Raw genomic sequence first — 26,046 nt, forward strand, 5'->3', positions numbered from 1 at the left:
TATGAATTGGCCATTTTTAATTGATACATTTTTTGTCGCATTAAGTGGCGTTCCAGTTGCGCTACTCGTAACCGTTGTTTCGCTGTTTATTGCGGTACCATTTGGTTTTTTACTAGCACTGGCACGTATTTATGAAGTACCTGTAATCAATCAGTTCGCAAAAGTGTATATTTCATTCGTTCGTGGGACACCGGTCATTATTCAAATTTTCGTGCTCTATGCAACGATTCCGTTAATACTAAGTGGCATTTTTGAAAAGTATCAGATTGATTATCCCATTTATGAAATTAATCCACTCTGGTATGCCTTTATTATTTTCTCGTTTAATACGGCAGCCATCTTAATTGAAATATTTCGTTCGGCCTTACAAACCGTTGCAAAAGGTCAGCTGGAGGCGGCGCAGTCAGTAGGTTTGACGACAGCCCAGGCATACCGCCGCATCATTATTCCACAGGCGCTTGTTTCCGCGATGCCTAATTTGTGCACAGCAACGATTAACTTAATTAAAGCGACATCGCTTGGCTATGCGATTTCCTTGCAAGAAATTACGTTAAAGGCCAAGGTAGAGGCAAATTTAGGCTACAACTATTTAGAAGCCTATCTTGATATATTTGTTGTTTATCTACTTATTTGTATGACAGTAGAATATTTATTTAAATGGTCTGAAAAACGGTTAAGTCGTTATAAGGTAGCGACTGTATAAGGAGCATTCCTGTTAGAAGAATTTTCAGGGACTTGAAAAGAAAAAAGCCCTCTCGTATGATGTTTGAGTGTCAACCAGACAATTGACTCGCACATCTACAGAGAGGACTTACAACAATGAATTTTAATACGAATGAAAAAATTAATCAAGTTTCTGAAAATACGTTAGTCATTGGCATCGATATTGCCAAGCATAAGCACTTCGCTTGTGCTGTGGATGATCGCGGTCGCGTGCTCCAAAAATCATTTCCTATCGTGCAATCACGTATCGGATTTGAAGCGTTTTATGAGCGTCTGCTTACGTTAAAAACGGCACATGAAAAACAAGAAATCCTCGTTGGTTTCGAGCCAACTGGTCACTACTGGATGAACTTAGCGGCGTTTTTAACACACTATGGGATTCCGTTTGTGATGGTCAATCCGATGCACGTCAATCGCTCGAAAGAACTCGACGACAACCTGCAGACGAAAAATGACCAAAAAGATGCGCTTGTCATCGCCCGTCTAATGCGAGATGGACGCTTTAGCTATCCTCGTCTTTTAGAAGGCGTGGAAGCGGAATTACGAAATGGTGCGACGTTGCGTTCAAAAATTCAAGAGGATTTAAACGCCCTTCAAAACCGCATCATTCGTTGGTTAGACCGTTTCTTCCCAGAGTTTACACAAGTCTTTAAAAATTTTGGAAAAATGGCGTATGCGGTGCTGGAAAAAACGCCGCTGCCAATGGATATTCAAGGGAAAACACCGGAAGAACTGCTCTTCCTTTATCGCCAAGTAGACGGGATGAAAAGTCCTCAACTACCGAAAGCGAAACAATTAGTCGAACTGGCACCTCATTCAATTGGACTGACGGAAGGACTGGTGATGGCCCGTTATGAAATCGCCACACTGCTTTCTCAAGTGAAACTAATGCAGGCACAGCTCGATGAATTGACTGTACAATTAACGGAATTAGCGAAACAAATGACGGATTATGACTACCTAGCATCTGTACCCGGAATCGGCGATGTCACGATTGTCGAATTACTATCAGAAGTCGGTTCGCTCACGCAATATACGCATCCACGCCAATTAATCAAACTCGCGGGACTCACATTGCGTGAAAACTCTTCAGGTAAACAAACCGGACAAAAACGGATTTCTAAACGTGGAAGACGCAAACTTCGCGCCCTCCTATTCCGTGTCATGATGCCATTGATTCAACATAATCTAGCGTTTAAAGCGTTACACGAACATTACACCACACGCACCAACAATCCACTGCGTAAAAAGCAATCGATTGTCGTCCTGTGTGGGAAGTTACTGAAGATTTTACATGCCTTGTGTAACAAGAAAATTTATTTTAATCCAGACCAAATGATGAACGATTTCACCCAGCTTCAAACGGCTGCGTAAGCGACACCATCAGAAGTCACAAACAAGAGGATGACACGGAGAAGCCGGCACTATTTCCACCATTCGACCGTGCGAATCGCAAAGAGTCCCTAAGGGAGCATCGCCAGCCTCTGCCTTATGAATAGACCGAACGAAGGAATGTACGCGCATCAGACGCCTAGAGATATGGGAGGGTCCGTCATCATAAGCAACGCAGAGATCCAAAAGTGCATCGATATAGCGCACAGGATCAGAGGGATAATTACCATTTACTGGTTTATCCTATAGCGAAGCGTACGGACTGTTTGTAAAAAAAATCAAGAATTACAAAATAACGATAGATGTACGTGTCGAAAAATATTTTTTGGACACTCGAAAACGGTGCAAACCATTGATATATCAACATTTATAGAGGGAGGGGATAGCATGCTGGAAGTAAAAAATGTGCATAAAACTTTTGGTGGAAATGAAGTGTTAAAAGGGGTCGATTTAACGATAGCTAAAGGCGATGTAGTTGTCATTTTAGGGCCGAGTGGTTCAGGGAAAACGACCTTGCTACGCTGCATAAATTTTTTAGAGCATGCAGATGTGGGGACTGCCCATTTTGATGAAATTGCGGTGGATCTACATAAAGCCTCGAAAAAGGATATTTTGGCTATTCGTAAAAAAACGGCTTTCGTCTTTCAAAATTATAATTTGTTTAATAATAAAACTGCGCTTGAAAATGTGGCAGAAGGTTTAATTATTGGGCGCGGCATGAAAAAGGATCAGGCCTATGACATTTCGAAAACAGCGCTCGATAAAGTCGGATTATCGGCGAAATATGATGCTTACCCAAGTCAGCTATCAGGAGGCCAACAGCAGCGTGTCGGTATTGCACGCGCGGTCGCCTTAAATCCAGATATTATTTTATTTGACGAACCCACTTCTGCACTCGATCCAGAATTGGTTGGCGAAGTGCTAACGGTGATGAAGGATATCGCAAAAGAAGGGACAACAATGCTCGTAGTGACACATGAAATGTCATTTGCTAAGGAGGTGGCCAACCGGATAATTTTCATGGATGGTGGTCATGTTATCGAAGAGGGCTCACCACATGAAATATTCGTGCAGCCAAAAGAAGACCGCACAAAGCAATTTCTACGCCGCGTCCTACCAGAAGAATACACGTATCATATTTAATGAATTAAGAGGAATTATCTGAAAATAAGTATAAGTTTGCGTACAAAACGAAATTTATCCGCTATAATAAAAGATAAATTTCATATCGATTGTAAAGGTTCTTATTCAACAATAAGAAGTAATAGGGAAATCGGTTAAATGCCGATGCGGTCCCGCCACTGTAAATGCGAGTTTAAAGCATGATGCCACTGTATCATACGGGAAGGCGCTATTAAACGTTTGAACGCATAAGCCAGGAGACCTGCCTTTATAATGCCCAAAGATACGCCTACGAGGATAGGATGTGGCAGATAAGTTCCGGTTAGTTGAATTTTATTTGCATACGTAAAGCTTCCTTCTCATATGAGGTGGGGCTTTTTCTTTTTGCTAAATAACAGGTGATCAGGGCTTATGAAACAATGAGCACAGTAGATGTGTTTTCTAAATCCAAGGAGGCAGTTTTACAATGAAAAAATGGCAAGCACTTTCTTCAGTAGCCGTATTAACAGTAGCATTAGCAGCATGCGGCGAGGAAGAAGCAGACAAAGTAAAAGAAAATGAAACTACCGAGGCAACAGAGCAAGCCCAATTTCCAATTACACAAATGGATGCATTAGGCAAAGATATTACAATCAAAAAAGCTCCGGAGCGTATTATTTCACTCGTTCCATCAAATACAGAAATCTTATTTGGCTTAGGCTTAAACGATCAAATTATTGGTGTTTCTGACAATGACACATACCCAGAGGAAGCGTTAACGAAGGAAAAGGTTGGCGGCATGGAATTTAATTTAGAGCAACTCATTGCCTTAGAACCCGATTTAGTATTGGCGCATGAATCAGGTATGTATAGCTTTAATGAAGAAGCGATTGCACAGCTAGAAGCAGTTGGGATTCCGGTATTTGTTGTGAAAGATGCTAAAACATTTGAAGAAACATATACGACGATTGAGCAAATTGGGCGTTTGACAAATAAGGTACAAGAAGCGAACGATATTATCGCTTCAATGAAAGAAGACATTGAAGAAATCGAAGTGAAGGTGGCAGACTTAGAAGAAAAGTCGGTATTTATCGTTGTTGGTACAGACCCTGACCTTTATGCAGCAGGGCAGGATACCTTTATTAATGAAATGTTAGAAGTACTAAATGTGGAAAATGCTGTACCCGAACTAGGCTGGCCAATGTATAGCGCTGAGCAATTCGTCAGCAGTAACCCAGATGTTATTTTAGCGACGTATGAAAATGATATTGAGGAACTTACAACAAATGATGCCTATGCAGAGATGACTGCGGTGAAAAACAGCAACGTAAAATTAGTGGATGCGGATACGACAAGTCGTCAAGGTCCACGTCTAGTGGAGGGCATTGAATCGATCGCGGAGGCTATTTATCCAGAGGTATTTAATGAACAGTAAATATTCAATCGCCTATATTTTATCGATTGGATTACTTTTAGCGAGTATGTGGATTGGGATTTCATTTGGTTCGGTCGACATTCCGCTCTCTACTCTGTGGGATAAAACGACAGACCCCGTTGCCTACAGCATTCTTTGGAAAATACGAATGCCACGTGTTATTTTAGCGGCATTAATTGGTGCGTCTCTTGCAATTGCGGGAGCTGCCTTCCAAGGTTTGCTGAAAAATCCATTAGCAGACCCGTATACACTAGGCGTTTCCTCGGGAGCTTCTGTTGGGGCTGTAATGACGATTTTTTTAGGTATTTCGATTCCATTCCTTGGCTCGTTTACGCTCCCAATCTTTAGTATGCTAGGCGCGGCGATAACAATTGTCATCGTGCTTCTGTTTGCTCGTTTAGTAGACCGTACGATGAAAATGGAAACATTGATTTTAACTGGAATTATTTTTAGTTCATTTTTAGGTGCCTGTATTTCATTGATGGTAGCATTGACGGGCGAGCAGCTGCGTGAAATTATCGGCTGGTTACTTGGTAGTGTGTCGATGCGTGGCTGGCCCTATGTGAGAATGGTTATACCGTTTATGATCATTGGCGCATTAATTATTTGGCTGAATCGTCGCGAGCTAAATGCAATGGTTTACGGTGAGGAGCGCGCGCAATATTTAGGAGTCAATGTAAAGCGTAGTAAATATATGATTTTAGCAGGAGGCTCGATTTTGACGGGTGCTGCGGTTGCGGCGTCAGGAACGATTGGCTTTGTTGGGTTAGTTGTGCCGCATATGATTCGTATTTTAATTGGTGCAGATCATCGACATTTGCTCAGCCTTTCGTTTTTAAATGGCGCGAGTTTGCTCGTAATTTGTGATTTAGTGTCGCGTACGATTATCGCGCCAATCGAATTGCCGATAGGTGTCATTACGTCCTTTATAGGTGCACCAGTATTTGCGTATATTTTCTTTAAGCAACGTAGAAAGGGTGTTGCATAATGTTACAGGTAAATGACTTAAGCGGTGGCTATAGCGGCAAGAGTGTTGTGAAAAATGTGACGTTTCACGTGAAAAAAGGTCGAATTTTGGGGATACTAGGTCCGAATGGTAGCGGAAAATCGACATTATTAAAAATGATTAGCGGCATTATTAATCCCACTACGGGTGAAGTATTAATCGAAAATCAGCCGATTAAAAGCTATGATGTGAAGCAACTAGCCAAAAAAATGGCGGTGCTCCCACAATTAAATGCGAGTACATTTTCAAATCGTGTTTATGATGCGGTTTCACTAGGTCGTTACCCCCATCAAACAGGCTTTTTTTCGACTTGGTCAGATGTGGATGAACAGATGGTACAGCATGCTATGGAAAGCACCGGTGTTACGCGCTACAAGGAGCATTATTTAGAGTTTTTATCTGGCGGCGAGCAGCAACGTGTATTTATCGCACAGGCACTGGCTCAAAACTCGGAGCTCCTTCTGCTGGATGAACCAACGAATCATCTAGATATCGCGCATCAAAAGCAAATTTTAGATATGATTCGTCTGCAAGTAGAACAGCATGGACTAACGGTTGTGTCGATTTTCCACGATATCAACTTAGCCTCGTTATATTGTGATGAATTACTACTGTTAGAAGATGGCGAAGTGCGCGCATATGGCTTGCCACATGAGGTCATTTTACAGCAGCAAATTGCCGATGTATATAAGGCGCGAGTTGCAACGTATCCACATCCAGAAGTACCAAAGCCACAAATTACAATGCTGCCTACGAATGAATTACAGCGTGAGGAAGCGCGAATTCAAGTAGCGAATTTTACAATTACGAACGCATATATTCAATTAAAAGCAAATGCACCATTAAAGGTCATTTCATCAGCAGTGCATAATGCAGGAATAGGCTGGTATGATACATTTTTAAATCGTTCGATTGCGCCAGACTATGATATATACAGTGTAGAAGAAGAGACGGTTAACTTTTTAGTAGCTAATCATTTTGCGCCGACGAGTACGGTTGTGATGCTGACCGCTGTAGCCACAAAATGTGTGGAAATTCAGTCGTTTACACAGCATGATTTAGAAGTAATCATTATGGTAACAGCGGGTGTTGGCAATAGTGTCGATGTGACGAAGACTTATTTACGCGATGAAGAGCCGCATGCTGGAACGATTAATACATGGGTAGTCATTAATGGTAAGCTAACAGATGAAGCCTTTATTCAAGCGATGATTACCGCAACGGAAGCAAAAACAAAGGCACTCGCGGATCAGCAAATTAAAGATGCCGTGACAGGTACGATTGCAACGAGTACCGCGACAGATAGCATACTGATTGCAGCAACACAGCAAGGGCAAGAGCTACCCTATGCAGGACCTATTACAGAAATCGGTAAATTAATCGGGCGCGGTGTTTTCGAAACGACGATAGCGGCAATAAAAAAGTATCAGCAATTCATTGAACATGAGTGAAAGGGAAGGGTGAGTGCGATGAAATTATACACAAAGCAAGGGGACACGGGGAAAACAAGCATAATCGGGGGTCGTGTTGACAAAGATCATTTACGCGTCGAGGCATATGGGACAATTGATGAACTGAATTCCTTTATCGGAAAAGCCGTTTCAGAGCTAAATCAGGAGAAATTTGAAGACCTTATCAAAGATTTAACAGCCATTCAGCATGAGTTATTCGATGGTGGCGGCGATTTAGCGAATGTCATGAAAGAGCGTCATTATAAGCTGAAAGAGGAGCCAATTACGATTTTAGAAGAGCGAATTGATGTGCTTTCAGAAGAGGCACCAGCGCTACAGCGTTTTATTTTGCCAGGTGGTGCACCCGCAGCAGCAACGCTTCATATTGCACGTACGGTAGCGCGTCGAGCCGAACGTCAAACGGTGTCCTTAATGAAGGAAATTGAAGACGTCTCACCGGTTGTCCAAAAATATTTAAACCGTTTATCGGATTATTTATTCGCGGCGGCACGTGTTGTCAACCATCGCTTAGATATTCCGGATGTCGAGTATATTCGTAGCGCCAACGTATTTAAATAATGTAAAAATGCTAGCTTAAACAATGAAAATTGTCGAGCTAGCATTTTTTGTGTATTCATTTAATTTTCAGAATTAATGACGAATTTTGTTGACTGAATGCTCATTCATAATTACAATGGATTTATAGATTAATATGGAAATAGAGATTGTTATTAGTGAAAAATAACAAAGGGGTTTAGCTTTCAGTTTTCTAGGGGGGAAAAGGATGAATACATTTTTAATTATTAACTGGATTGCATTTATTGCTGTGTTGGCATATGCGCTTGGCTTATTCGCATATCTCTTAAAAACACGCTACGCCTATGTACAATTAGGTCGTAAAGAAGAATTCAATATTAAAATGTCACAGCGTATTAATGATATTGTCGAAAAGGTATTTGGCCAATCGAAATTATTGAAAGACAAAAAGATGGGTCTTGTACACGTACTGTTTTTCTATGGATTCTTGATGGTACAGCTCGGTGCGATTGATTTGATTTGGAAGGGGTTAGCACCAGGCTCTCACATTCCTTTGGGTGGCTTATATCCAATGTTTACATTTACACAGGAGCTTGTTGTTTTAACCATTTTAATTGCGGTAGCGGTGGCATTTTACCGTCGTTATTTAGAAAAGCTGGTCCGTTTAAAACAAGGCTTTAAAAATGGTTTAGTGTATTTATTCTTATCTGTTTTAATGTTTGCGACATTGTTTGGCAATGGCTTTTATTTAATTTGGCAAGATCACGGCTTAGCAGGTTCTGAGCCAGTTGCGTCTGCGATTGCGTGGGCATTCCAGTGGATGAGCCCAACAATTGCGGCAGCAGGGTTCTTCATCATGTGGTGGGCGCACTTACTGGCATTATTAGCATTCCTTGTGTACATTCCACAAGGCAAGCACTTCCACTTAATTACGTCGATTTTAAACGTTTACTTCAACCGTCAAGAGCGTATCGGTACATTACGTCCAATTGACTTTGCGGCATTAGAAGAAGCTGAAGATGAAGAAAGTATGCCACCACTGGGCGTAGGGAAAATTCAGGACTTCACACAAAAGCAAATGTTGGATTTATATTCTTGCGTAGAGTGTGGGCGCTGTACGAATATGTGTCCAGCGACAGGGACAGGAAAAATGCTGTCACCAATGGACTTAATCGTTAAACTACGTGATCATTTAACATTCACAGGTGCGGTGGAAACAAAGCAAAAGCCTTGGGTACCATTCCAATTCTTTAGCAACACACAAGGCAATCAGCTAGCAATGGCTGCAGGTGCTGAAGGTGCGGTGATCGAAAATATTTACAGTCCATCATTAATTGGGGATGTCATTACAGAAGAAGAAATTTGGGCTTGTACAACATGTCGTAACTGTGAAGACCAATGCCCAGTTATGAATGAGCATGTCGATAAAATTATTGATTTACGTCGTTATTTAACGATGACAGAAGGAAAGGTTAACCCGGATGCACAGCGCGCGATGACAAATATCGAGCGTCAAGGCAATCCATGGGGCTTAAACCGTAAAGAAAAAGAAAACTGGCGCGAGCTAGATGAAAAAGTGCATATTCCAACAGTAAAAGAGCTGAAAAAATCAGGCGAAGAAATGGAGTATTTATTCTGGGTAGGCTCGATGGGCTCATTCGACAATCGTTCACAAAAAATTGCATTAGCCTTTGCGCGTTTAATGAATCAAGCTGGCGTGAAATTTGCGATTTTAGGCAACAAGGAGAAGAACTCGGGGGATACACCACGTCGCTTAGGTAATGAATTCCTATTCCAAGAAATTGCTGGGGAAAATATTGCAGAGTTCGAGAAAAATAATGTCAAAAAAATCGTAACAATCGATCCACATGCCTATAATATTTTCAAAAATGAATACCAGGATTTCGGCTGGAAGGGCGAGGTGCTGCATCATACTGAATTATTATATGATTTAGTGCAGCAAGGACGATTGACAATGGATCACCGTGTGGATGAAACAATCGTATTCCATGATTCTTGCTACTTAGGCCGTTACAATGATGTATACGACCCGCCACGCGAACTTTTAAAAGGCATCCCAGGTGTAAAGCTTGTAGAAATGGCACGTAACCGTGAAGAAGGCATGTGCTGTGGCGCTGGTGGTGGCTTAATGTGGATGGAAGAGCATGTAGGGAATCGTATTAATGTCGCACGTACAGAACAAGCGATTGCGACACAGGCTTCGGTAATTTCTTCAGGCTGTCCATACTGCTTAACGATGCTTTCAGATGGTACGAAGGCGAAGGAAGTAGAGGATACAGTAGGCACATACGATATCGCAGAGTTATTAGAGCGCGCGGTATTCGGTACACCTCAAGCAGTACCAGTAGAAGAAGTGGAAGTTGCATCGGATGTAGAAGAAGAAGCCGTGACAGCTGTTCAACTAGAAGTAGCTTCTGAAGTAGTAGCGACTGTAGAAGATACTCAAAAAGCTGAGGAAACAGAAAAATAATCATCGAACGAGGAAAACAAGGTTTAATGAGCATAAACTATTAATTTCTGTATATTCGAATAATTTTGTTGCGAAATAATGAAGGATTTAATACAATAAAATTAGTTAAAAAATGAGAGTCTTTGTTACTCTCATTTTTTTAGAAATCAAATTGAGCGAGCGTTCAGTCGAATGTAAATCAAAGGGAATTTCTGGAACGATAGTTCGATTATTCAAACAAAGGGGTGTATGGATTGTCGAGAACAGTCATTTTAGATGGGGCAAGAACGCCATTTGGTAAATTTGGCGGTGCATTAAGCACATTAACAGCCAGTGATTTAGGTGGTGTTGCCATAAAAGCTGCTTTGTCTAAGGCAAATGTAGCGGCAGAAGAAGTAGGAGAAGTCATTATCGGAACCGTTTTACAGGCGGGGCAAGGGCAAATTCCATCTCGCCAAGCAGCGACGAAGGCTGGTATTCCATGGGCTGTAAAAACAGAAACGATTAATAAAGTATGTGCATCAGGTATGCGCAGTGTAACATTAGCCGATCAGCTTATCCGTTTAGGGGACGAAGAGGTAATTGTTGCTGGGGGCATGGAATCCATGTCCAATGCACCGTACTATATGCCGAAAGGGCGCTTTGGCTTACGCATGGGGGATGCGAGCTTAGTAGATGGCATGATTTATGATGGCTTGTCCTGTGCATTCCATCCGAAACAAGTACATATGGGCATTTACGGAAACGGTACTGCCGACAAATTCACGATCTCTCGTGAAGCGCAAGACGCATGGGCGGTTCGTAGTCATGAGAAGGCTTTAGCGGCAATCGCAGAAGGAAAATTTGCTGAAGAAATCGTGGCAGTCGAAATTCCACAGCGTAAAGGAGAGCCAATCACCGTTGCACAAGATGAAGCACCACGAGTAGGCACAACGATGGAAACGCTTGCAAAACTAAAGTCTGCCTTTAGTCAAGACGGTACGATTACAGCAGGAAATGCACCAGGCGTTAATGACGGAGCCTGTGCGCTAGTGTTAATGAACGAAGAAAAGGCTAAGCAAGAAAATCGTCCCGTACTCGCAACAATTGTAGGTCATGCGGAAGTGGGCGTTGCACCAGAGGATTTCCCACAAACACCGGGGCTTGTCATTAATGAGCTCCTGAAGAAAGCAGGGAAGTCAATTGAGGAAATTGATTTAATTGAAATTAACGAAGCCTTTGCTGCAGTCGCACTTGTAAGCAATCAAATTGCAGGGCTAGATGCAGAAAAAGTAAATGTCAACGGTGGCGCGGTAGCACTTGGTCATCCAATTGGTGCAAGTGGGGCACGCATTATTTTAACGCTTGCCTACGAGCTGAAGCGTCGCGGTGGGGGCTTAGGAATTGCGGCAATTTGTTCAGGTGGCGGTCAAGGTGATGCGGTATTAATCGAAGTATGATATTAAGGGGATGAAGGAATGAACATTGAAAAAGTGATGGTTATTGGCGCGGGGCAAATGGGTTCAGGAATTGCTCAAGTATGTGCTCAGGCTGGTTTTACAGTCATTTTAAACGATGTAAAAGACGAATTTTTTGAGCGTGGCTTCGCGACAATTACGAAAAATTTGGCGCGTGATGTGGAAAAAGGGCGAAAAACAGAAGAAGAGAAATCACAAATCCTCGCACGTATTACGAAATCCACGTCAATTGATGATGCCAAACATGTAGACATCGTTATTGAGGCAGCCGTTGAAAATATGGAAATTAAACAGTCCATTTTTAAGCAGCTTGATACTATTGCGCCAGCACACGCAATTTTAGCGACAAATACATCTAGCTTACCTATTACAGAAATTGCAGCCGTGACCAATCGTCCTGAAAAAGTAATTGGGATGCACTTTATGAATCCAGTGCCTGTCATGCAGCTAGTTGAAATTATTCGGGGCTTAGCGACAGCGGATGAGGTTTATGAAGCGGTGGCTACAATGACAACGCGTTTAGGGAAAACAGGTGTTGAAGTAAACGACTTCCCGGGCTTCATTTCAAATCGAATTTTATTGCCGATGATCAACGAAGCGATCTATGCGTTATATGAAGGGGTTGCAACGAAGGAAGCTATCGATAGTGTCATGAAGCTGGGGATGAATCATCCAATGGGGCCATTAACATTAGCAGATTTTATTGGCTTAGATACATGCTTATCAATCATGGAGATTTTACATGAGGGGCTTGGAGATAGTAAGTACCGCCCATGCCCGTTATTACGTAAATATGTAGCAGCAGGCTGGTTAGGAAAAAAATCCGGACGTGGCTTCTATGTATACGAAAGCTGAGGTGTGCACGTATGAACCTACAATTTACCGATGAACAGCTCATGATGCGTAATATGGTGCGTGATTTTGCCCAAACCGAAATTGCCCCATTTGTGGAACAGATGGAGCAAGGCCATTTTCCACGCCATTTGCTAAAAAAAATGGGTGAGCTTGGCTTGATGGGCATTACAGCACCTGCAGAATATGGTGGCGCAGAAATGGATTTTACTTCATATATCATTGCGATTCACGAGCTATCGAAGGTCAGTGCCGTTATGGGCGTTATTTTATCCGTACATACATCGGTTGGAACAAATCCTATTTTGTATTTCGGAAATGATGATCAAAAGCAGTTGTACGTACCAAAGCTTGCGAATGGTGAATTAATCGGTGCCTTTTGTTTAACAGAGCCGAGTGCGGGTAGTGATGCGGGCTCATTAAAGACACGTGCTGTCCGTGATGGTGATGACTATGTTTTGGACGGCTCGAAGGTGTTTATTACAAATGGTGGTGAGGCAGACGTTTACATCGTGTTTGCTTCAACAGATCCTGAAGCGGGGACGCGTGGTATTTCCGCATTTATTGTGGAAAAGGACACAGCGGGCTTTATTATCGGGAAAGATGAGAAAAAGATGGGGCTACACGGCTCGCGTACAGTGCAATTAACGTTTGAAAATATGCGAATCCCGGCTGAAAATCGGCTAGGAGAAGAAGGTCAGGGCTTTAAAATCGCCATGGCTAACTTAGATGTAGGACGTATCGGTATTGCGGCACAAAGCTTAGGCATTGCAGAGGCAGCGCTTGAAGCAGCAACAGATTATGCCAAACAGCGCGTGCAGTTCGGAAAGCCAATTGCTCAGCAACAGGCAGTGGGCTTTAAGTTAGCCGACATGGCAACCGCAGTAGAGGCCGCCAAGCTACTCGTTTATCGCGCAGCCCATTTACGAAGCGAAGGGTACCCATGTGGCAAAGAAGCGTCCATGGCAAAATTATTCGCCTCACAAACGGCTATGGATACAGCAATTGAAGCGGTACAAATTTTTGGGGGGTATGGCTACACCGAGGATTACCCAGTAGAGCGCTATTTCCGCGATGCCAAAGTAACACAAATTTACGAAGGAACAAGCGAAATCCAGCGCATTGTCATAAGTAAGCATGTGCTCGGATGATGTAAATATAACAAATACAAAAGGGGTTATGAGAAATGAACTTTCAATTATCTGAAGAACATCAACAATTACGCGATATGATTCGCGATTTTGCACTAAATGAAGTAGCACCAACAGCAGAACACCGTGATGAACATGAGGAGTTTGACCGCGGCATTTTCGACAAGATGGCGGAGCTTGGTTTAACAGGTATTCCGTGGCCAGAAGAATACGGCGGCGCAGGCTTTGATTACTTAGCATACTGTATCGCAGTAGAAGAATTATCACGTGTTTGTGCATCGACAGGGGTAACATTATCTGCGCATACATCACTAGCGGGCTGGCCAATTTTTAAATTTGGTAACGAAGAGCAAAAGCAAAAATACCTACGTCCAATGGCAGAAGGGAAAAAAATCGGTGCATATGGTCTAACAGAGCCAGGCTCAGGATCTGATGCGGGCGGTATGAAAACGTATGCGGTTAAAGATGGCGATGATTACGTGATAAATGGCTCGAAAATCTTTATTACAAACGGTGGCGTTGCAGATATTTATGTTGTATTCGCGGTAACAGACCCGGATGCGAAAAATGGAACGACGGCATTCATCGTAGAAGCGGATACGCCAGGCTTCTCTGTTGGGAAAAAGGAAAAGAAACTGGGTATTCGTTCATCACCGACAACAGAAATTATTTTCGACAATTGCCGTGTACCAAAAGAAAACGTACTTGGTGAAGAGGGCCAGGGCTTCATTATCGCGATGAAAACATTAGACGGAGGTCGTAATGGAATCGCCGCTCAAGCCGTTGGAATCGCGCAAGGTGCACTTGATGCAGCAGTAGACTATGCGAAAGAGCGTGTCCAATTCGGTAAACCAATTACGGCAAACCAAGGCGTATCGTTTAAATTAGCGGATATGGCAACAGAAATTGAAGCTTCTCGTTTATTGACATATCAAGCAGCATGGTTAGAATCAAATGATTTACCATATGGAAAGGCATCAGCTATGGCAAAGCTGCTTGCGGGGGATACAGCGATGAAGGTAACGACAGAAGCGGTTCAAGTATTTGGTGGCTACGGCTATACAAAGGACTACCCAGTAGAGCGCTATATGCGTGATGCAAAAATTACGCAAATTTACGAAGGTACACAAGAAATTCAACGCCTTGTAATTTCGCGTATGATTACGAAATAATGTATGACAAACAAAGATAAGCTGCATGTAGAATCGTCAATAAAAGATGAAAACAAAATTATTGAACGACGCCAACAAATTGTAGATGCCGGTGTGAAGCTTTTTAAAGAAAAGGGCTTTCACCGCGCAACAACACGTGAGCTCGCCAAAGCAGCAGGTTTTAGCATTGGTACGTTATACGAGTATATTCGAACGAAGGAAGATGTGCTGTTTTTAGTGTGTGACAATATTTTCAATGAAGTTACGAAATGCTTATCGCAATTTCCAGCTGACACGGGCACGCTTACAGCACTAGAAGAGGCGATTCGTCAATATTATTTACTAATCGACAAAATGCCAGAAGAATTTACGATTATGTATCAGGAAACGAAGTCACTGCCAAAAGAGGCCATGCACTACATTTTAGATAAGGAATTTGAAATGGTTGCCATTTTTGAGCGCATGTTAAAGGGCTGTGTCGAAGCAGGTAGCTTAAATTTGGATGACAACGCGATTTATTTAGCGGCCAACCAAATTGTTATTCAAGGTCAAAGCTGGGCGTTTCGTAAATGGGCATTGCAAAAGCGCTATACAATAGAACAATATATTAAATTACAAACAACAATGTTATTACAAGGCATTTTGAAGTTTGGATAATACTTAGAAATCTGCCAAGTGGAGCGTGAAAAAACACCAGCTTTATATGGCAGATTTTCTTGTTTCATTACATCACAAAGGGGTAGAAAATTATGGGGAAAATCGAAGTATATAAGCCAAAAAATCACGTTCGTTTTGTTACGGCATCCAGCCTTTTTGATGGGCACGATGCATCCATTAATATTATGCGCCGTATTTTACAAGCAAGTGGCGTGGAAGTCATCCATTTGGGGCATAATCGCTCTGTGGAAGAGGTGGTAAATGCCGCGATTCAAGAAGATGCGCAAGGAGTGGGGATTTCTTCGTATCAAGGTGGGCATATGGAGTACTTCAAATATATGTATGACCTATTACGCGAAAAAGGCGCACCACATATTAAAATTTTCGGCGGTGGTGGGGGTGTTATTTTACCACGCGAAATTAATGAGCTCCATGAATATGGAATTGCGGGCATTTTTTCTCCGGAAGATGGTCGTCAATTAGGATTGCAGGGCATGGTTAATAAAAAAATTGAAGGTGCGGATTTTTCAACATTAAAAGGGAATTACAGTGCGTTGCTCGAAAAGGTAACAACAGAAACACCTGAAATTTTAGCGAATTTAATTACAGCTGCTGAAAATGGTCAGGATGATGAAATTGAAGCCATGTTGGAACTGGCACGTAAAAAGTCGAAAAACACACCGATTCTCGGCATTACCGGAACAGGTGGCGCAGGGAAATCTTCATTAACAGATGAATTGATTCGTCGCTTCCTACAGGAGTTCCCAGATAAGAAAATCGCGATTTTATCAGTCGACCCTACAAAGCAAAAAACAGGTGGGGCCTTACTTGGCGACCGAATTCGTATGAACGCCATCTTTAATAATCGTGTCTATATGCGAAGTTTGGCAACGCGCGGCTCCCGCACAGAATTATCGAATTCGATTGGTGATGTGCTCGATGTCGTGCGTGTTGCAGGATTTGACTTAATCGTTGTTGAAACAAGTGGTATCGGTCAAGGGGACGCAGAAATTACGAAGTACACCGATCTATCTATGTATGTGATGACGAGCGAGTTCGGAGCGCCAACGCAGCTCGAAAAAATCGATATGATTGATTATGCCGACTTAATTGCGATCAATAAATTCGAACGAAAGGGTTCTGAAGATGCGCTAAGACAAGTGCAAAAGCAATACCAGCGTTCGCGTGAGTTATTTGAGGAATCAATCGACACTATGCCGGTGTTTGGCACAATCGCCTCACAATTTAATGATTTAGGAACAAATTCATTATTCGCGGCACTTATTGGCAAAATTAATGAAAAATTTGGCTTTTATTGGCAAACATCATATGAGCAATTTGTAAAAACACAAAAGCAAAACGTCGTCATCCCAACAGATCGTCGCTATTATTTACGTGAAATATCAGAAGCAGTGCGCAATTACCATAAGCAAGCTGAACAGCAAGCTGAATTCGCAACAAAATGGTACCAATTAGAAGGAACAAAAGCACAATTAGCGCCATCTGAAACAGCCTTAATTGCTTCATTGGATGCGTTAATGGAAGGTGTGCAAAATGAATTAACAGCTGAATCCAAACGCATTTTAAACAATTGGTATGCACTAAAAGAGGCCTACGCGGGTGATGAACTTATTACAAAAGTACGCGATAAAGAAATTAAAACAATTTTACGTACGGAATCCTTGTCTGGCTTAAAAATTCCGAAAGTGGCATTGCCGAACTTTAAAGATTACGGAGATATTTTACGCTGGGTCTATAAAGAAAATGTACCAGGCGAGTTTCCGTATACAGCGGGCGTATTCCCATTCAAGCGTGAAGGAGAAGACCCAAAACGTCAATTTGCGGGGGAAGGCACACCGGAGCGAACGAATAAACGCTTCCACTATTTATCAAAGGACGATGATGCGAAGCGACTATCTACAGCATTTGACTCGGTAACTCTATATGGGGAGGACCCACACACAAGACCGGATATTTACGGGAAGGTGGGAGAGTCAGGTGTAAGCATTTGTACATTAGATGATATGAAAAAGCTGTATGCCGGCTTTGATTTATGTGCACCGTCAACATCTGTTTCTATGACGATTAATGGTCCAGCGCCGATTATTTTAGCGATGTTTATGAATACAGCCATCGATCAGCAAATACAAAAACGGGAGCAGGAGCTTGGGCGTACATTAACGGTAGAGGAATTTACTGAAACACGTGAGAAAACACTACAAGTGGTGCGCGGTACAGTGCAGGCAGATATTTTAAAAGAAGACCAAGGCCAAAATACGTGTATCTTTTCAACGGAATTTGCACTGCGTATGATGGGCGATATTCAGCAATATTTCATTGACCATAAAGTACGAAATTATTATTCGGTTTCGATTTCGGGCTACCATATTGCAGAAGCGGGTGCCAATCCAATCTCACAATTAGCATTTACATTGGCAAATGGCTTTACGTACGTGGAATATTACTTGAGTCGTGGCATGAATATCGATGATTTTGCGCCGAATTTAAGTTTCTTCTTCTCAAACGGCTTAGATCCAGAGTACACAGTAATTGGTCGCGTTGCTCGTCGCATTTGGGCAGTGGTGATGCGTGACAAATACGGTGCGAATGAGCGCTCACAAAAGCTGAAGTACCATATCCAAACATCGGGTCGAAGCTTGCACGCACAGGAAATTGATTTTAATGATATTCGTACAACACTACAGGCATTAATGGCATTGCAGGACAACTGTAATTCATTGCATACAAATGCCTATGATGAAGCCATCACAACACCAACAGAGGAATCTGTACGACGTGCCATGGCCATCCAAATGATTATTACAAAGGAGCATGGCTTATCAAAAAATGAAAATCCACTACAAGGGGCGTTCATTATTGAGGAGCTAACGCAATTAGTAGAGCAAGCGGTATTAGAGGAATTCGACCGTATCAATGATCGTGGCGGTGTGTTAGGTGCGATGGAAACGCAATATCAACGCGGTAAAATTCAAGAGGAATCGATGTACTATGAGCATTTGAAGCATTCAGGTGAGCTACCGATTATCGGCGTAAATACGTACTTGAATCCAAATCCACCATCAGATGAAGCGATAGATAATATGGAAATCGCGCGTGCCTCTACAGAAGAAAAGGATTTACAAATTACGAATTTACAAAGCTTCCAGGCACGTCACAAGGCAACGAGTGAAGCGGCTATCGAGCAACTAAAGCAAGTAGCCAAAACAAACGGCAATATTTTTGAGCAGCTAATGGAAACAGTCAAAGTAGCCAGCCTAGGACAAATTACGAATGCCCTTTATGAAGTAGGCGGACAATATCGCCGAAATATGTAGGTAAAACTAGCTACTTTAGTAATTAAAATAGCTTCTAAAATGAAGATTTCTCAAAAAAATGCAAAAATTGCGACTTGAAATTCCACGTTTGTAAAAAATTTCGTTATACTAGATAGCATAAACAACTATTTAGAGAGAAGGTGCGGCACGTTGCGACAATATTCACATTACATTTTGATTTTAGCTTGCCTATTGGCGACCTTCTTTTTATATAATAAACAACTAGCTGCAATCCCCTTGCTTCTGTTATCATTAATCTTGTTTTACGTAGCTTATAAAAAAGCAACAAATTTAAAAAACAAGAAATGAAGCTAGCATAGTAGGAGCATGATTGTATATAATGGGTATTATGCTTATCTTTATTCAATCTGAATTCAGATTCTGATTCAAGGAAGATAAGGTCTTTGGCGGATTCGACCGCAATTACGCCTAGGCACAATTCATTAATAGATATGTGATAAAGGAAAGGACGTGCACGATTTGAACTTTCGTGGTATGACAGATGAACAATTAGCAGAAGAGTCATTAATCGACTTAGCATACGCAATTTTAGAAGATAAAAAACAAGCAATGCCTTTAAATGATTTATTAAAAGAGATTCAAAAATTAAATGGTATTTCAAATGAGGACTTAAAGTCACGTTTAGTACAATTCTACACAGATTTAAACGTAGAAGGTCGTTTCTTATTAAATCAAGAAAATGGCTGGGGCTTACGTGAATGGTACAAAGTAGAAACAATCGAAGAAGAAACAGCACCAACAATCAAAACGCGTAAAAAGAAAGCAAAAGCTGTTGATGAAGAAGATGAGGATTTAGTTGAACTAGAGGAAGAAGATGTATTATTTGAGGAAGACTACGATGAGTTCGTAGACGGCGAAGATGATGCAGAAGACGATGCAGAAGAAGATATTGATTTCGTTGAAGAAGATATTGAAGACATCGATGCAGATATCGACGAAGAATTAATTGACGAAGAAGAGGATGGCTTTATTATCGAAGACGATGATGAAGAGGAAGTAGAGGATGAAGAAGAGTTAGAAGAAGATTTAAAATAAGCACGATAGTTTTTTGTTTAAAGTACTTGACTTCTAATTCACTTCCGTATAATCTTTTACTTGGGCTCCTTTAAAGAGGAGAATGACCGTATAAGTAATACGCTCCCCCTGCAAGCAATATGCAGGTGGAGCGTTTTTTTATTTTTTCGTGGGTTGAAAGTATATTTTTTTAACGAAATCCACATAAGAAAAGACAGCATTTCAGGCAAATGGTATGTACTGCGCTTTTCAAATAGGACACTTTTTAGAAAAACATTCATTTGCACTGGGAGCAACGAATGTTTTTCTAATTTGTTTAGCAACGAGGAGGAATTAGCAATGACAAAGTATATTTTCGTAACAGGTGGCGTCGTTTCATCACTTGGTAAAGGAATCGTAGCAGCATCTTTAGGACGCTTATTAAAAAATCGTGGATTAGAAGTAACAATCCAAAAGTTTGACCCTTATTTAAACATCGACCCAGGTACGATGAGCCCGTATCAGCACGGGGAAGTTTTCGTAACAGATGATGGGGCAGAGGCAGACTTAGATTTAGGACACTATGAGCGTTTCATCGACATCAATCTTGGGAAACATTCAACAGTAACTTCTGGTAAGGTTTACCAATCTGTATTGAACAAAGAGCGCCGTGGTGATTATAACGGTGGTACAGTCCAAGTAATTCCTCATGTAACAAACGAAATTAAAGACCGCGTGCAACGTGCAGGTCGCGAAACTTCTGCCGATGTCGTGATTACAGAAATCGGTGGTACGGTAGGTGACTTCGAATCACTATCTTTCTTAGAAGCAATTCGTCAAATGCGTCGTGACTTAGGGCATGAAAATGTAATGTATATTCACTGTACGCTAATGCCATATATCGCAGCTGCTGGTGAAATGAAAACAAAGCCAACACAGCACTCTGTCAAAGAGCTACGTTCATTAGGGATTCAACCAAATATTATCGTATTACGTACAGAGCAACCTGTACCACAAGATATGAAAGAAAAAATCGCGTTATTCTGTGATGTTCGTTCATCAGACATTATCGAATCCCGTGATGCAGAGCACCTATATGAAGTTCCATTAAACTTACATGCACAAGGCTTTGATCAAATCGTTCTTGACCACTTCGGCATTAAAGCGCCACAAGCAGATATGGAAGACTGGAAAGAGCTTGTACATCTAGTAAAACATTTAGAGCACAAAACTCGTATCGCCTTAGTTGGGAAATATGTGGAGCTACAAGATGCCTATATCTCAGTAGTAGAGGCGCTTAAACACGCTGGCTATGTGTACAATTCAGATATCGAAATTGACTGGGTAAACGCTGAGGAAATAACAGCAGAAAATGCTGACGAATTACTTGGTCAAGCGGATGGGATTTTAGTACCAGGTGGCTTTGGCGATCGTGGTGTTGAAGGTAAAATCGAAGCGATTCGCTATGCACGTGAAAAGGATGTACCATTCTTCGGTATTTGTTTAGGTATGCAAATGGCTACAGTTGAATTCGCACGTAATGTAATGGGCTTAGAAGGTGCGCATTCTACAGAACTAAACAAAGATACGAAATACCCAATTATTGACTTCTTACCAGAACAATCAGAAAGTACGGATCTTGGTGGAACATTACGTCTTGGTTTATATCCATGTAAATTAAAAGAAGGCTCCGTTGCACGCGCAGCATATAACGGTGAAGCATTAGTGTATGAACGTCACCGCCATCGTTATGAGTTCAATAACGAATTCCGCGAAGCAATGGAAGCGGCAGGTATGGTATTCTCAGGTCTTTCTCCAGATGGCAAATTAGTTGAAATCATTGAGTTACCAGAGAAGAAATTCTTCGTGGCTGGACAATTCCACCCAGAATTAATTTCACGCCCACAACGTCCACAACCTCTATTCCGTGAGTTTATAGGCGCGGCGTTTACTAACCGTAAATAATGTAAAATAGAAAGGGAATGTCCGTTTATACATCGGACATTCCCTTTATACTTTATGCAAATGGTGAAGTGCTTTCGAAATCGTCCTCATCTTCATCATCCATGACCATTTCATCAAATTCCATTTTGATTGCTTCATAAATGTACAAGGCAGCCATTATATGTGGGAAAACAATGCGCTCGCCAAGCTTTGTTGGGTGTGGTAAGATGCCACCACGCATTTTTAATGAAATATACGTATACGCTAAATTGCTTAATTCATTGTCATCTGAGGCCATTTCGCTTGCTACTGCAGCAAATGGAATAAAATCAGCATGTAGTTTCTTTGCTAATTGGATTGCTTGTGCATCATTTGCCTGTCGAGCGAAAATAATGACACGATCTGCGGGGGAGAGCTCTACTGAACCATGATAGCGCGAAAATTTTGTAAAAGGCTGTACACCTTGCGCGGCTTGAATGGCGATAGCTTCCATTTCGCCAAATGTAGCAAAGTACACCGTTCCCTGACCAATAGCAGCTTGAGCAAGTAGTCGTGCTGTTTCTTCAATCGCTTCTTCTTCGGATTGCTCGATACGCTGAAAAAGCCCTGTTAATTGAGTTGTTAATATTTTTGACATGATTCCACCTCAAAACTATTATAAAATTGAAGGTACAAAAAAGCAAAGATGGTCAAATAGTGGTTTATAAAAGAAGGAAATCAACTGTTAATAGTGGAAATATAACTTACAAACCAAATTCAAGAGGAGGATGGCTTTGAAGGAAATTTTAATTGTAGATGATCAGCCAGGTATTCGACTGTTGCTGAATGAAGTATTTAAAAAAGAAGGCTTTCACACACATTTAGCGGCAAATGGATTTGATGCATTAAAAATAGCAGAAACAGTCACACTAGATTGTGTATTATTAGATATGAAAATTCCAGGAATGGATGGTCTTGAAATTTTAGCGCGTTTAAAAAGGAAGCAGCCTAATCTGCCCGTTATTATGATGACAGCCTATGTTGAGCAACATATGATTGATAGCGCGACGGAACTGGGTGTAAACAAATATTTTACAAAGCCATTTAATATTTTTGAAGTGCGTGATGAAGTCGGAAAAATATTAGCGGTTCCAGAAAAAATATAATGAAAAACAAGTCGGCAGGCAGTAGCGCATACTGTCTGTTTTTGTTATGATTAACCTGAATGTTTTTTGGCGTTTCATCTTTTAATTATTAATGATTTCTGTCAAAAAACACAGAACTTCAAAAGCATAGGATACACGAAATGCTTTACTAGTCGTAAATTATCTATTTATCTTCGGGGAGGATTTTAATAATGGCATTAGTTTCAATGAAAGAAATGTTAATAAAAGCAAAGGCAGAAGGTTATGCGGTAGGTCAATTCAATATTAATAATTTAGAATGGACACAAGCAATTTTACAAGCAGCAGAAGAAGAAAAATCACCAGTTATTTTAGGCGTTTCTGAAGGCGCGGGTAAATATATGGGTGGTTTCTTTACAGTTGTGAAAATTGTTGAAGGATTAATGGAATCATACAAAATTACAGTTCCAGTCGCGATTCATTTAGACCATGGATCAAGCTTTGAAAAATGTAAAGAAGCGATTGATGCTGGTTTCACTTCGGTAATGATTGATGCATCTCACCACGCATTTGATGAGAACGTAGCGATTACAAAAGAAGTTGTAGCATATGCACATGCTAGAAATGTATCTGTAGAAGCAGAATTAGGTACAGTTGGTGGGGAAGAAGACGGTGTAATTGGTGGTATTATGTATGCCAATCCACAAGAATGTAAAGCATTAGTAGAAGCAACAGCCATTGATTGTTTAGCTCCTGCACTTGGCTCTGTACATGGTCCATACAAAGGCGAACCAAACTTAGGCTTCGCTGAAATGGAAGAAATCTCGACATTAACAGATTTACCTTTAGTATTACATGGCGGTACTGGTATTCCAACAAAGGATATCCAACGCTCAATTTCTTTAGGTACAGCAAAAATTAACGTAAACACAGAAAATCAAATCGCGGCTACAAAGGTTATCCGTGAATTTTTAGATAACGATAAGAAAACTTACGATCCACGTAAATTCTTAGGCCCAGCTCGTGAAGCGATTAAAGCAACGGTAATCGGTAAAATGCGCGAATTTGGTAGCTCTCAAAAAGCGTAATTTATGATGGATTCAACGAAGAAGGGATGTTCTGCCACAGCTTTTCCGGACAGACCCTTCTTTGTGAACATTTGTTTTCTACTTAAGCATCTCGTTCACAATAGAGCGGGATGCATTTTGTGCATTATAAGAGAATTTATTTTGGAGGAGCTCATTCATGAAATTTTTTATCGATACAGCGAACTTTGAGGAAATCAAAGAAGCCTATAATTGGGGTATTTTATCAGGTGTAACAACAAACCCATCATTAGTAGCAAAAGAATCAGGCGTTAACTTCCATGATCGTTTACGTGAAATCGCAGAATTAGTAAATGGTTCAGTTTCTGGAGAAGTAATTTCTCTAGACGCGGAAGGTATGATTCGAGAAGGAGAAGAGCTCGCAGCGATTCACCCAAATATTACAGTGAAGTTACCAATGACACCTGCAGGTTTACAAGCTTGCCGTCATTTTGCAAATAAAGGGATTAAAACAAACGTAACATTAATTTTTTCTGCAAACCAAGCATTAATGGCAGCTCGTGCAGGTGCAACTTATGTATCGCCATTTATCGGTCGTTTAGATGATATTGGTCAAGATGGTTCAGAATTAATTTCAACAATTGCGGAAATGTTTGCGATTCACGGTATTGAGACTGAAATTATTGCGGCATCGATTCGTCATCCACAGCATATTCAAGCAGCAGCTTTAGCAGGTGCGCATATTGCAACAACACCATTTAAAGTATTACAACAATTGTTCAAACATCCATTAACAGACAAAGGAATTGAGGGATTTTTAGCGGATTGGGCAAAGCGAGAAGGGAAATAATATATGTAACCTTTAAAAGCGGATGTGTAATTGCTCAATTGTAAAGTAAGGGAGAACTCAAAATGGATGTTTATAAAATTAAGGGCGGAAATCGTCTACAAGGTAAAGTAACTGTAAGCGGCGCTAAAAATAGTGCGGTCGCTTTAATTCCTGCATCAATTTTGGCAGGTTCTTCCGTAACGATTGGCGGAATTCCTGAAATTTCTGATGCATGGACGTTAAAAGCATTATTGGAAGAAATTGGCGGTAAAGTGTCGTTCGAAAATGGCATCATGACGATTGATCCAACAAAAATGATTGCAATGCCTTTACCAAATGGCAATGTAAAAAAGCTGCGCGCTTCGTATTATATGATGGGTGCGATGCTAGGCCGTTTTAAAAAGGCCGTAATTGGGTTACCTGGTGGCTGTTTTTTAGGACCGCGACCAATCGATCAGCATATTAAAGGCTTCGAGGCGTTGGGCGCAAAGGTAACAAATGAGCACGGTGCGATTTATTTACGTGCGGATGAATTAATCGGTGCGAAAATTTATTTAGATGTTGCAAGTGTAGGTGCGACAATCAACATTATGTTGGCAGCAGTACGTGCCAAAGGGAAGACGGTTATCGAAAACGCAGCAAAAGAACCAGAAATCATTGATGTAGCCACGCTATTGACGAATATGGGTGCCAATATTAAAGGGGCGGGAACAAGTGTTATTCGTATAGAAGGCGTCGATGAGCTCAAAGGCACGAATCATACGATTATTCCTGACCGTATTGAAGCGGCAACCTTTATGATTATGGCTGCTGCAATTGGCGATGGGGTGTTAGTTGATAATGTTATTCCATTGCATTTAGAGGCAGTAACGGCAAAGCTGCGTGAAATGGGCATTAAAATCGAGGAAAACGAAGAAAGTATTTACATTCCAAAGCAGGATAATTTCCGTGCAGTTGATGTGAAAACGCTTGTTTATCCAGGTTTCCCGACAGACATTCAGCAGCCTTTATCGGTGCTAATGACTCAAGCAGAAGGTACATCAAAAGTGACGGATACCATTTATTCAGCTCGCTTTAAACATATTGACGAATTGCGTCGCATGAATGCAAAAGCGCGAGTAGAAGGCAGTACAGCCATTATTCAAGGTCCGTCCGCTTTAGAAGGCTCGACAGTTACAGCAACTGACCTTAGAGCAGGTGCTGCACTTGTTTTAGCAGGTTTAATTGCAAAGGGTGAAACAGAAATTCACGACATTTATCATATAGAACGTGGTTATAGCGAGCTAATCGGAAAGCTTTGCGCACTTGGGGCAAATATTCGAAAAGAATCAATTATGGTAAATACAAATAATAAGGCGTAAAATAGTGTAAGACAGTTTCGGTTTTAACCGA

At 41.3% G+C, this 26,046-nt stretch carries 21 protein-coding genes and 1 riboswitch; of the genes, 20 read left to right on the forward strand and 1 reads right to left on the reverse strand.

Going from position 1 to position 26,046, the window contains the following annotated elements; genetic code table 11:
- Position 1: 1 nt before the first annotated feature.
- The 16 genes from MKX47_RS02505 to MKX47_RS02580 all read left to right on the forward strand — a co-directional run bounded on the left by MKX47_RS02505 (position 2) and on the right by MKX47_RS02580 (position 21,697).
- Complete coding sequence (locus MKX47_RS02505; protein ID WP_340770749.1) at positions 2-703, forward strand: amino acid ABC transporter permease; 702 nt, start codon at positions 2-4, stop codon at positions 701-703.
- A gap of 116 nt (positions 704-819) precedes the next feature.
- On the forward strand, positions 820-2,097 hold the full coding sequence (locus tag MKX47_RS02510; protein ID WP_340770751.1) for an IS110 family transposase: 1,278 nt from the start codon (positions 820-822) through the stop codon (positions 2,095-2,097).
- Between the two features lie 405 nt (positions 2,098-2,502).
- Entirely contained in the window at positions 2,503-3,258 is a 756-nt protein-coding gene (locus MKX47_RS02515; protein ID WP_340770755.1) for an amino acid ABC transporter ATP-binding protein, read from the forward strand.
- A 78-nt stretch (positions 3,259-3,336) separates the two neighbouring features.
- A riboswitch (cobalamin riboswitch) is annotated at positions 3,337-3,521 on the forward strand.
- 182 nt (positions 3,522-3,703) lie between these two features.
- Positions 3,704-4,651: an ABC transporter substrate-binding protein gene (locus MKX47_RS02520; RefSeq protein ID WP_340770757.1), complete on the forward strand. Its 948-nt coding sequence runs from the start codon at positions 3,704-3,706 to the stop codon at positions 4,649-4,651.
- Complete coding sequence (locus MKX47_RS02525) at positions 4,641-5,639, forward strand: FecCD family ABC transporter permease (RefSeq protein ID WP_340770758.1); 999 nt, start codon at positions 4,641-4,643, stop codon at positions 5,637-5,639. The genes MKX47_RS02520 and MKX47_RS02525 overlap by 11 nt, the downstream gene beginning before the upstream one ends.
- Positions 5,639-7,108 (forward strand): adenosylcobinamide amidohydrolase, encoded by a 1,470-nt coding sequence (locus MKX47_RS02530; protein WP_340770760.1) that lies wholly within the window; start codon positions 5,639-5,641, stop codon positions 7,106-7,108. Before MKX47_RS02525 ends, MKX47_RS02530 begins: the two co-directional genes overlap by 1 nt.
- Positions 7,109-7,126: 18 nt before the next feature.
- On the forward strand, positions 7,127-7,687 hold the full coding sequence (locus MKX47_RS02535; RefSeq protein WP_340770762.1) for a cob(I)yrinic acid a,c-diamide adenosyltransferase: 561 nt from the start codon (positions 7,127-7,129) through the stop codon (positions 7,685-7,687).
- Between the two features lie 205 nt (positions 7,688-7,892).
- Positions 7,893-10,136, forward strand: a complete 2,244-nt coding sequence (locus MKX47_RS02540; protein ID WP_340770764.1) for a (Fe-S)-binding protein — start codon at positions 7,893-7,895, stop codon at positions 10,134-10,136.
- Positions 10,137-10,369: 233 nt separating this feature from the next.
- Positions 10,370-11,554, forward strand: coding sequence for an acetyl-CoA C-acetyltransferase (locus MKX47_RS02545; RefSeq protein ID WP_340770767.1), 1,185 nt, complete (start codon positions 10,370-10,372; stop codon positions 11,552-11,554).
- An 18-nt stretch (positions 11,555-11,572) separates the two neighbouring features.
- A complete protein-coding gene (locus MKX47_RS02550; RefSeq protein WP_340770769.1) occupies positions 11,573-12,427 on the forward strand; it encodes a 3-hydroxybutyryl-CoA dehydrogenase in 855 nt (284 codons plus the stop codon).
- An 11-nt stretch (positions 12,428-12,438) separates the two neighbouring features.
- Positions 12,439-13,575: an acyl-CoA dehydrogenase gene (locus tag MKX47_RS02555; RefSeq protein WP_340770770.1), complete on the forward strand. Its 1,137-nt coding sequence runs from the start codon at positions 12,439-12,441 to the stop codon at positions 13,573-13,575.
- 35 nt (positions 13,576-13,610) lie between these two features.
- A complete protein-coding gene (locus tag MKX47_RS02560; RefSeq protein ID WP_340770772.1) occupies positions 13,611-14,747 on the forward strand; it encodes an acyl-CoA dehydrogenase in 1,137 nt (378 codons plus the stop codon).
- A 3-nt stretch (positions 14,748-14,750) separates the two neighbouring features.
- Positions 14,751-15,383, forward strand: coding sequence for a TetR/AcrR family transcriptional regulator (locus MKX47_RS02565; RefSeq protein ID WP_340770774.1), 633 nt, complete (start codon positions 14,751-14,753; stop codon positions 15,381-15,383).
- A 92-nt stretch (positions 15,384-15,475) separates the two neighbouring features.
- Positions 15,476-18,718 (forward strand): fused isobutyryl-CoA mutase/GTPase IcmF, encoded by a 3,243-nt coding sequence (icmF, locus tag MKX47_RS02570; RefSeq protein WP_340770776.1) that lies wholly within the window; start codon positions 15,476-15,478, stop codon positions 18,716-18,718.
- Positions 18,719-19,189: 471 nt separating this feature from the next.
- Entirely contained in the window at positions 19,190-19,774 is a 585-nt protein-coding gene (gene rpoE / locus MKX47_RS02575; RefSeq protein WP_340770778.1) for a DNA-directed RNA polymerase subunit delta, read from the forward strand.
- 318 nt (positions 19,775-20,092) lie between these two features.
- A complete protein-coding gene (locus tag MKX47_RS02580; protein WP_340770780.1) occupies positions 20,093-21,697 on the forward strand; it encodes a CTP synthase in 1,605 nt (534 codons plus the stop codon).
- Between the two features lie 52 nt (positions 21,698-21,749).
- Here the strand turns inward: MKX47_RS02580 and MKX47_RS02585 are convergent, their stop codons facing one another.
- Positions 21,750-22,313, reverse strand: a complete 564-nt coding sequence (locus tag MKX47_RS02585; RefSeq protein WP_340770782.1) for a DUF2529 family protein — start codon at positions 22,311-22,313, stop codon at positions 21,750-21,752.
- A 136-nt stretch (positions 22,314-22,449) separates the two neighbouring features.
- Here MKX47_RS02585 and MKX47_RS02590 point away from each other — a divergent pair, with 136 nt between their 5' ends.
- The 4 genes from MKX47_RS02590 to MKX47_RS02605 all read left to right on the forward strand — a co-directional run bounded on the left by MKX47_RS02590 (position 22,450) and on the right by MKX47_RS02605 (position 26,015).
- Complete coding sequence (locus tag MKX47_RS02590) at positions 22,450-22,821, forward strand: response regulator (protein ID WP_340770785.1); 372 nt, start codon at positions 22,450-22,452, stop codon at positions 22,819-22,821.
- 191 nt (positions 22,822-23,012) lie between these two features.
- Positions 23,013-23,867 carry a class II fructose-bisphosphate aldolase gene (locus tag MKX47_RS02595; protein WP_340770787.1) on the forward strand — a complete coding sequence of 285 codons (855 nt, stop codon included), beginning with the start codon at positions 23,013-23,015 and terminating at the stop codon, positions 23,865-23,867.
- A gap of 157 nt (positions 23,868-24,024) precedes the next feature.
- Positions 24,025-24,675: a fructose-6-phosphate aldolase gene (fsa, locus tag MKX47_RS02600; RefSeq protein WP_340770788.1), complete on the forward strand. Its 651-nt coding sequence runs from the start codon at positions 24,025-24,027 to the stop codon at positions 24,673-24,675.
- Positions 24,676-24,737: 62 nt separating this feature from the next.
- Positions 24,738-26,015 (forward strand): UDP-N-acetylglucosamine 1-carboxyvinyltransferase, encoded by a 1,278-nt coding sequence (locus tag MKX47_RS02605; protein WP_340770790.1) that lies wholly within the window; start codon positions 24,738-24,740, stop codon positions 26,013-26,015.
- The last annotated feature ends 31 nt before the right edge of the window (positions 26,016-26,046 follow it).

It is taken from the genome of Solibacillus sp. FSL R7-0668, assembly GCF_038006205.1.
Classification (GTDB): domain Bacteria; phylum Bacillota; class Bacilli; order Bacillales_A; family Planococcaceae; genus Solibacillus.